General features: G+C 31.1%; 6 protein-coding genes and 1 CRISPR repeat array. All 6 genes read right to left on the bottom strand.

Going from position 1 to position 8377, the window contains the following annotated elements; genetic code table 11:
- Positions 1-374: 374 nt before the first annotated feature.
- A CRISPR array of direct repeats spans positions 375-2770; the repeat unit is 32 nt; unit sequence ATTTCAATCCACACTCCCATGAAGGGAGTGAC.
- Positions 2771-2892: 122 nt separating this feature from the next.
- Genes cas2 through cas5c form a run of 6 tightly spaced genes read right to left on the bottom strand, consistent with a single transcriptional unit; the run spans position 2893 to position 8293 of the window.
- Positions 2893-3186, bottom strand: a complete 294-nt coding sequence (gene cas2, locus FYJ26_RS08625; protein ID WP_154541556.1) for a CRISPR-associated endonuclease Cas2 — start codon at positions 3184-3186, stop codon at positions 2893-2895.
- A 1-nt stretch (position 3187) separates the two neighbouring features.
- A complete protein-coding gene (gene cas1c, locus FYJ26_RS08620; RefSeq protein WP_154541554.1) occupies positions 3188-4216 on the bottom strand; it encodes a type I-C CRISPR-associated endonuclease Cas1c in 1029 nt (342 codons plus the stop codon).
- A complete protein-coding gene (gene cas4 / locus FYJ26_RS08615) occupies positions 4213-4866 on the bottom strand; it encodes a CRISPR-associated protein Cas4 (protein ID WP_154541552.1) in 654 nt (217 codons plus the stop codon). The genes cas1c and cas4 overlap by 4 nt, the downstream gene beginning before the upstream one ends.
- A gap of 1 nt (position 4867) precedes the next feature.
- Positions 4868-5719, bottom strand: a complete 852-nt coding sequence (cas7c, locus tag FYJ26_RS08610; protein WP_154541550.1) for a type I-C CRISPR-associated protein Cas7/Csd2 — start codon at positions 5717-5719, stop codon at positions 4868-4870.
- Positions 5712-7580 (bottom strand): type I-C CRISPR-associated protein Cas8c/Csd1, encoded by a 1869-nt coding sequence (gene cas8c / locus FYJ26_RS08605; protein WP_154541548.1) that lies wholly within the window; start codon positions 7578-7580, stop codon positions 5712-5714. The genes cas7c and cas8c overlap by 8 nt, the downstream gene beginning before the upstream one ends.
- On the bottom strand, positions 7577-8293 hold the full coding sequence (gene cas5c, locus FYJ26_RS08600; RefSeq protein WP_154541546.1) for a type I-C CRISPR-associated protein Cas5c: 717 nt from the start codon (positions 8291-8293) through the stop codon (positions 7577-7579). The genes cas8c and cas5c overlap by 4 nt, the downstream gene beginning before the upstream one ends.
- Positions 8294-8377 lie beyond the last annotated feature (84 nt).

Genomic DNA, 8377 nt, shown 5'->3' with positions numbered 1-8377 from the left:
ATAAGAGGACTCACTCTTTTTTACGAGATAAAATCTCAAGGAGAAAACGAGTGCCTCTATCTAATACAAATATTATACAGCTAAACTGAATAATATTAAGTAATTAAAGGGTTATAGGTTACCTTTAACAACCTAATTTATTATATAAGGAGGAATAAGTCATTTAAATATCTTTTCATTTGCCTTTAATTTGATGATTAAAATTATTTTTATACAAAATTAGCTTACTAATTACCTAATACTATTCTTTACAGTTTAAAGCTAAGACTAAATATTTTATCTTTCACTATATAGTATAATACTTTTCTTATATATCATATGTTTCTTATTAAATATAGATGATTTTTTAAAAAATATCATACAACAAACAAAAAATTTCAATCCACACTCCCATGAAGGGAGTGACTAAAAGGGCTAAAATCAACATTTTCTGTAATAGTATTTCAATCCACACTCCCATGAAGGGAGTGACAAGTTACCATTATCCAATTTTACATGCTCCAAATTTATTTCAATCCACACTCCCATGAAGGGAGTGACAATTTAATAACAACAACCGGGACTTTTCTTTTTGATTTCAATCCACACTCCCATGAAGGGAGTGACAGTTTCATAATTAGATACTGTTGTTTTACCTACATATTTCAATCCACACTCCCATGAAGGGAGTGACTGTTAAAGGTAGTAAATGATTTATTAATGGTGGAATTTCAATCCACACTCCCATGAAGGGAGTGACCTTATTCTTACTCTCCCAAACCTTAGACTCAATAGCATATTTCAATCCACACTCCCATGAAGGGAGTGACATAAAATTAATGGTAAAAGTGAATTTTTTGCAAGTATTTCAATCCACACTCCCATGAAGGGAGTGACATAAACTAATAACATTAATAGAGTATTTCGAGTTAGGAATTTCAATCCACACTCCCATGAAGGGAGTGACTATATGATAAATTGGATAAAAGGAGACAAAAAAAAATTTCAATCCACACTCCCATGAAGGGAGTGACTTAATTAAGAAAGAAAATCGTAATGTAATAGCTAATTTTATTTCAATCCACACTCCCATGAAGGGAGTGACATATTAAATTTTGCTTATAAATATAGTTTAGGTTTTATTTCAATCCACACTCCCATGAAGGGAGTGACTTTACATAATACTGGAGCGTTAAAAGATTGTGATATTTCAATCCACACTCCCATGAAGGGAGTGACAATGATATTATAGAGATTCAATATCTTCAGAGAAAATTTCAATCCACACTCCCATGAAGGGAGTGACGTGAAAAAGCGAATTTAAGTTATGCTAATTTAGCAATTTCAATCCACACTCCCATGAAGGGAGTGACATAATGCACCCCATACCTAATCTTTTTCCTAATAATTTCAATCCACACTCCCATGAAGGGAGTGACAGAAAAACGCAAGAAAGAACTATTTACCAAAGATATTTCAATCCACACTCCCATGAAGGGAGTGACCAATTTAGGCGGCAGAGTGCAAGGCTCTGTGGATTATTTCAATCCACACTCCCATGAAGGGAGTGACATTCTAAATCACAAAACCCATCATTCATAAATGTATTTCAATCCACACTCCCATGAAGGGAGTGACAAATCATCAATACCATAAGACCACATATCAATCTTAGATTTCAATCCACACTCCCATGAAGGGAGTGACACCGATACAGTTTTAGAAGGTACTAAAGCCCTTGACATTTCAATCCACACTCCCATGAAGGGAGTGACAAAATAATCTCATAACCCAATTTGCGATGCTGAGCAAAATTTCAATCCACACTCCCATGAAGGGAGTGACAGAGAGATAATTTTAAGATACTTGACAATAACAATATTTCAATCCACACTCCCATGAAGGGAGTGACCCCATATAACAACATAACAGGGAAAAATTATGATAATTTCAATCCACACTCCCATGAAGGGAGTGACTAAGTGATAGTTTAAGCTCTTTGGAAGAAAGGATAAAAATTTCAATCCACACTCCCATGAAGGGAGTGACGCGTGAATGAAAAGGGAAAAAACTATAAAACTTGATATTTCAATCCACACTCCCATGAAGGGAGTGACCTCTACTAACCATATCTTCAATAGGCTTACCACCCTTAATTTCAATCCACACTCCCATGAAGGGAGTGACGTAAATAATATATTTAGGAGATAAAACAATGACAGAATTTCAATCCACACTCCCATGAAGGGAGTGACCTTATGCTTGGTAGTACTTCCCCAGTAACCCAATCAATTTCAATCCACACTCCCATGAAGGGAGTGACTGGTAAAACTGGTAAAATCGGTCAAAATCTTTTGAATTTCAATCCACACTCCCATGAAGGGAGTGACGTGCAGTTGATGGGTCAATTCATACTGGTGCTTATATTTCAATCCACACTCCCATGAAGGGAGTGACTTCGTATTGTCTATCCCAATCCGCCCAAAAGTCGATTTCAATCCACACTCCCATGAAGGGAGTGACTATTTGTAATAGTAAGCTTTTATGTGTGGCTTGTGATTTCAATCCACACTCCCATGAAGGGAGTGACTATCTCCCTAACTTCATTTCCACCAAAGACTGTAAATTTCAATCCACACTCCCATGAAGGGAGTGACACCCTAACTGTATCTGTGTCTGTATTGGTTAGCCTTATTTCAATCCACACTCCCATGAAGGGAGTGACTATCATAATGTCTAAAACATGTATCAAATACATCATTTCAATCCACACTCCCATGAAGGGAGTGACTGCAGATTTCAGGCATTCTTCGAGCCTTCTTATCTGCAAGAATACATTATAATCTTAAAATTATAATATATATAAAGTTTTTTATGAGATATGTTTAATATTTTTATGTTAAGCCAAACTTCTCACATTATTAATAAATCCTTCTCAGGATTATAGGCTTCATCTTTTCCTATAGATTCTACTCTTCTTTCCCAATTTTTCCCCAAATTATATATTCTTATACTATCTTCTTCTAGATCTATCACTTTTTCTAGTTTGTTTTTTATCTTCACCAAGTCTGCAGGATATATATTAAGTTCAAATACTGAATTTTGATCTCTTTGTCCATAGTTTGTACAGATTTTTGCAACTTGTCTTAATCTTCTGCTTCCACCCTTACTTGATGTTTTTACGTCATATGTTATTAATATTTGCATTTCATTTCCTCATATAAGGAGGGTAGGATTCTATATCTCCTCTAATGTAGCTATTTAATAATTGAGCTTGAACATGTGCTAGTAAACCTATTTGAACTTTTTCTTCTAAGAAAGGATGATATATTTCTTCATGACTTCTCTCGTTCCAATAAGATAATATTAGGTTTCTTCCCTTTTCATTTAATAAAGTTGCTCCATTTTCTTTGATTTCAAATTTTGTTTCATCAATTCTATTTAAGTTTATTAGAGATAAAACAAATTTGTCCACCATAAAAGCTCTCATTTCTTCAATTATATCTAAAGCCATACTCACTCTACCTGGTCTATCCGTATGAAAAAACCCTGCATAAGAGTCTATCCCAACACCTTCCAGTGCAGATGCTATTTCATTTGTTAATATGCTATATAGAAATGACAGCATAGCATTCACCATATCCAAAGGAGGTCTTTTGTTCCTTCCATTGAAATAAAATTCCTCTCTGTTTTTTATTATCAACTCATCAAATACTGAAAAATATTCCGAAGCTATTTTTCCTTCTATACCTCTTATTTCATCTTTAGTTTTTGCCAAAGGTATTTGTAACATTAATTCTTTAATTCTATTTATTACTTTCTCTACTCTAGGCAAATCTATTTTATCTTTATGGTCCAGTTTCCCTCTTATTAGTAGCTTTCTACAATTATAGGCTTTAGCATAAATAATATTTTTTACAAAGTCTATTGAGTCTATACTCTCACTAAGTTTATATTGTTTTTTACGTGTATAGATATTACCGTATGATTTTCCTACGACTCTTCCACAAAATCTACCAAATGGGTCATAGAATGTCACACTTACATTGTTCTCCATACAAAGTTTCATCAAAGCCGGGCTTATTCCCATATAATTAAAGCAGATTATCTGTCTTAATATATGGATAGGATATCTTCCAATACGTTTATTATCTACAGATATTACTATGTTTAACCCCTCTCTTTTTAAGTAAGCATCTGAATTTGTTACGTATAAGGTGTTTAGTAATTTTTTCATAGTAGTTCACCATATAAGTAATTTTTTACATTTTTAGGCTTTTTTGTGAGTCTTGGATTGCATTCTTCATTTAATGAACATAGTCTACACTTCCTATATAATTCAGCTTTTGGCACAATTTTATTTTCATAGTATTGGTGCATTTTTTCTGCTGTATCAATAGTAAGAGATCTCAAATCTTTATCAAATTCAACTTTTATTCTATTGTCAGTTTCTCCATAATAGATATATGAGTAGTCTAGTTTCGTTTTAAAAATCTCCTCTATACATATAGCTTCTGCCATTAGTTGACATTCATCGTAAGAATATTTTTTCTTCTTTCCTCTTTTGTACTCAATAATTGTTGGCTTCCGTAAGCCATCTCTACCTTTTAATTTTATTCCATCATCTGATTTATTAAATTCTATTACATCAAGAATACCGCTTAATCCCAATGTTTTTGAACTAATAGGCATAGCTCTAGAAATGATTTTATTCTTTCTCTTTTCCTTTAAAAATGGCTTATCTGCTTTTTCGTGAAGTATTTGTCCTTCTATAGTGTAAGTATTTTCTTTCCACACATTTTCAATATGGATTAAAGCCCATTGTCTTTTACAAAATAGAAAATGTTGTATTCCACTCAAGAGCAAATAGTCATCAGGATTATACATCTTATAAACCTACAAAATGTTCTACACTTATGCCTAAATCTTCATATTCCTTTAATTTCTCTTCATCTAATCTAAAGTTATAATCTTCATATTTTTTGTCTTTATTTTCTTCTTGATCTAGGTCATAGATAAGCATATCCTTTAACTTTCCACTAGATACATCGCCTATTTTTGAAGAATGATTTATCCAATATATATCTTTTACTTCCATGGAGCCATCAGGTCTTGCAGACGATACATCATTTATAAATAATGTCCTAATTGCTTCTTTTAGCACTTCTAAGTCTTTTTCATCAAAACCAGTTTTTTCTGCAAAATACGCATTTACGCTACCATTTACTACATAAACAGCATAGTCTATATAGTGTTTTGATCCAATAGTATCAGAAGATTTTTTTCCGTCTTTCATTTCTTGCCCATTTACACTTTTTGTTATTTGCATAGTTGTTATTATAGCTGGTTCTACTGACTTAGCTATTGATATAGAAACTGGGCCTCTTATCCCAACTGATTTTTTTAAATAAGTAACAACTTGCCCAAAAGACCTTACGTCTAACCAATATTCACATGATTTCTCTTCAATTTCTTGATTTGTACTCTTATTATCAAATTTAGAAGAAAATCTTGCTTCTAGAGAATTAAATCCATCATCGCTCCTGTTTTCAGATTTTACAAATATTTCGTGCCCCATATCTTGCATTCTATTTCTTATTTTTCTTTTTAAACATACATCACTTATTTCTCCATATCCTCTAGAATCTATTCTAGGCATATTACCTGCTAATGGATCTCCATTTGGATTTGCTCCCTCTACTTTAATTGTAAAAATAAAATCTACTTTGTTATTAATCATCGTTTCCCTCCCTATTTGATTTTTTAGTAAATATATCTTTCATTTGTGCTTCATATCCAAACATAAATCCTGGACCTAAAGGAATATTACTAGATTGTTTTTTATAATTATAATTTTCATCTATTAAGTTAATAACCTCTCTCATTTCATTTTTAAGTTTAAAGTAAATTCCTCTTTTATTCTCATTTATCATTAGTTTATTATGGTATGGCATAATCATGTTTCTTAATCTTGTACTAATTAATACAGGGTTATTAATATATGATGTCCATAGTTTTTCTGCATTTGAAACTCTTATGTCATCATCTTTATCAAAACAAGATTTTTCTATTCTTTCATATATGGCAAGTAGTCTTCCATATAAGTATGACCTATCTTTATTTTCTCTATCTAGCATATTTGTATCTATGTCCTCCTTATATCTTAAAATTGCCATAGCACAATTTTTCATTCTATTCCATGTTTTATCATATCTTTGCCTTTGTTTTAGGTTATTCTCTAATGCTTTTTCAATATTATCGCTTATATCTTTACCTTCAACAATAGAAGAGATTATTATTTGTAATTGACTTTGCAAGAATTTATCGCTTGCTATTTTTAAAGTACTATCTCTTTCTATTCCATAGGCTGAAACTAATATATTGTAAGGACTTGGTGTAAATACCACCTCTTCATCTAATTCTTTATTGTAGCTAAACCAATAATATTTATTTTGCCATTTTCCTAAATTTTCTTTTAATATGGATGTATCCATTTCTTTGAAATATTTGGCTGCCGACCTTCCATTACTTACCTTGTCAAATATTGCCACATAGTATTTAGATGAATCAGAAAATAATATTTTTCCTTTTAAAAATGATTCTCCTATATCTTTACTTGTATCAGTTCCTATCGGAGTAATAGTTTTTATAATTTTAAATACACTAGAATTTAGATTTAACTTAGAATCATTTTTAATATCATCTGAAAACCAATTAACTAAATATGAGTTTGAACCCAACCACACCGAGGTTTTCTTAGATGATAATAAATATTTTGCCATCAAATGAATTTTCTGGCTTGAGTCAGTACCTATCTCTATAGTTTGATCTGGATTAGAAAATCTTCCTAAATAATTTTCATCACTTGCTGTTATTTGAGAAATCAACCTAGCTGTTCCCATTAAAGGTCTATGCTTTGTACATAGATAATCCTCTTTCCCACTTATATTACAAATGATTTTCTCTTTTTCTTCATCATTTTCATTTGAGTATTTTACATATTTAATATATGCTTCATGTAACTTTTTATTTTCACTAACTGATATGTCTTTTATTCCATCATAGTCTTCAATAACGAATGTAAAAAACACTTTAGAAAAATCAAAAGTTTTAGCTTTCTTTTCCCCTTCTTTCTTGTATTCTATTTTCACCCCTTTTCCTATAACATAATGGTTATAAAATTTATCTACAATTAATTTAAAGGAATCATCTTTTGATATAAAATTATATATAATTTTTAAGAAGTCATCTTCTGAGTAGTCTATCCATTCCTCTAATTGTTTTTTATATGCTTCTTCTTTTTTTGAATCCTTATCAAACAAATATGCACCATTATCTACTAGAGGATGTGGTGCTACCCCACTTGATCTTGCTACAGAATCCTCCGTTATAGGAAAAACTATAATTTCATTTTTTTCAAGGAAATTCGCATCTATTATATTAGATTTTTTATCTATTTTTACACTTATTATATTTTTTCCATCAGACTTCTTCTTTTCATGATACATAGGTAGAATAACATCACTTCCATCAAGCTTATCTACCATCTTATTTTTTTCAGCATATTCATATGAATTATAAAGTACTTGAAGTAAACTCATAGGCTATCTCCATAATCTTTTAATTCCTCGTCGACACTCTTAGTTAAGTCAGCTACTTTAAAACTATAATCGTCTAATTCATTTACAATTTCACATTCCTCTGGACGGATAAATTTAATTCTTCCATTTCTCATATCTATATTTGTAAAGGTTGATTTTAATTTATCTCCAGATTCTTTAGGATATATAAAACCATTAAACATTATTCCAAACGATAAACTCTTATTATCATAATATCCTATATCTTTTTCATATTGGTTTTTATCTAGGATTTCAATATATCCAAGGCATTCGCTAACTCCTAAAAATATCGGCCTTCTTCCACCTCTTTTTAAAGATCTTTTTGTTATTTCTTCATGTTTTCTCATATTCCTATCATTTTTAAGGTCAGGCCTATTCTCATTCCATTCGAAATGAAACTTAACATAGTAGCAAACATCAGTCAAATAGGTATATGCACTTAAATCTGACTTATAGCTATTTAACAACAACCTTGTACCTACAGTATAAGTTTCAATTTTTTTTATTACCCTAACTTCATCTATTTCATTTCTGATTGTGGGTTTAAAATAGTTTGAATCTATAATCCCTCTTAAAGATTCTCTTGTTGGGATTTGATAAGTAAGCTTTTCTCCCCCGCTCTTAGATTCTGGAGTAGTCCACAAGGCCCTATCCCCATAAACTTTCGCGTAAAAATATTGTGATTTTTCCATTTTTCCTCCTTTCTATTTTCATGTTATTATTAGTGTAATATATGATTCATTATTTGTCAACTTATTTTTTATTAATAATAATTT

The organism is Anaerococcus porci, assembly GCF_009696575.1.
Classification (GTDB): domain Bacteria; phylum Bacillota; class Clostridia; order Tissierellales; family Peptoniphilaceae; genus Anaerococcus; species Anaerococcus porci.
Note: the sequence above shows the minus strand (reverse complement) of the source record. Positions and strands in the feature narration are given on the sequence as shown.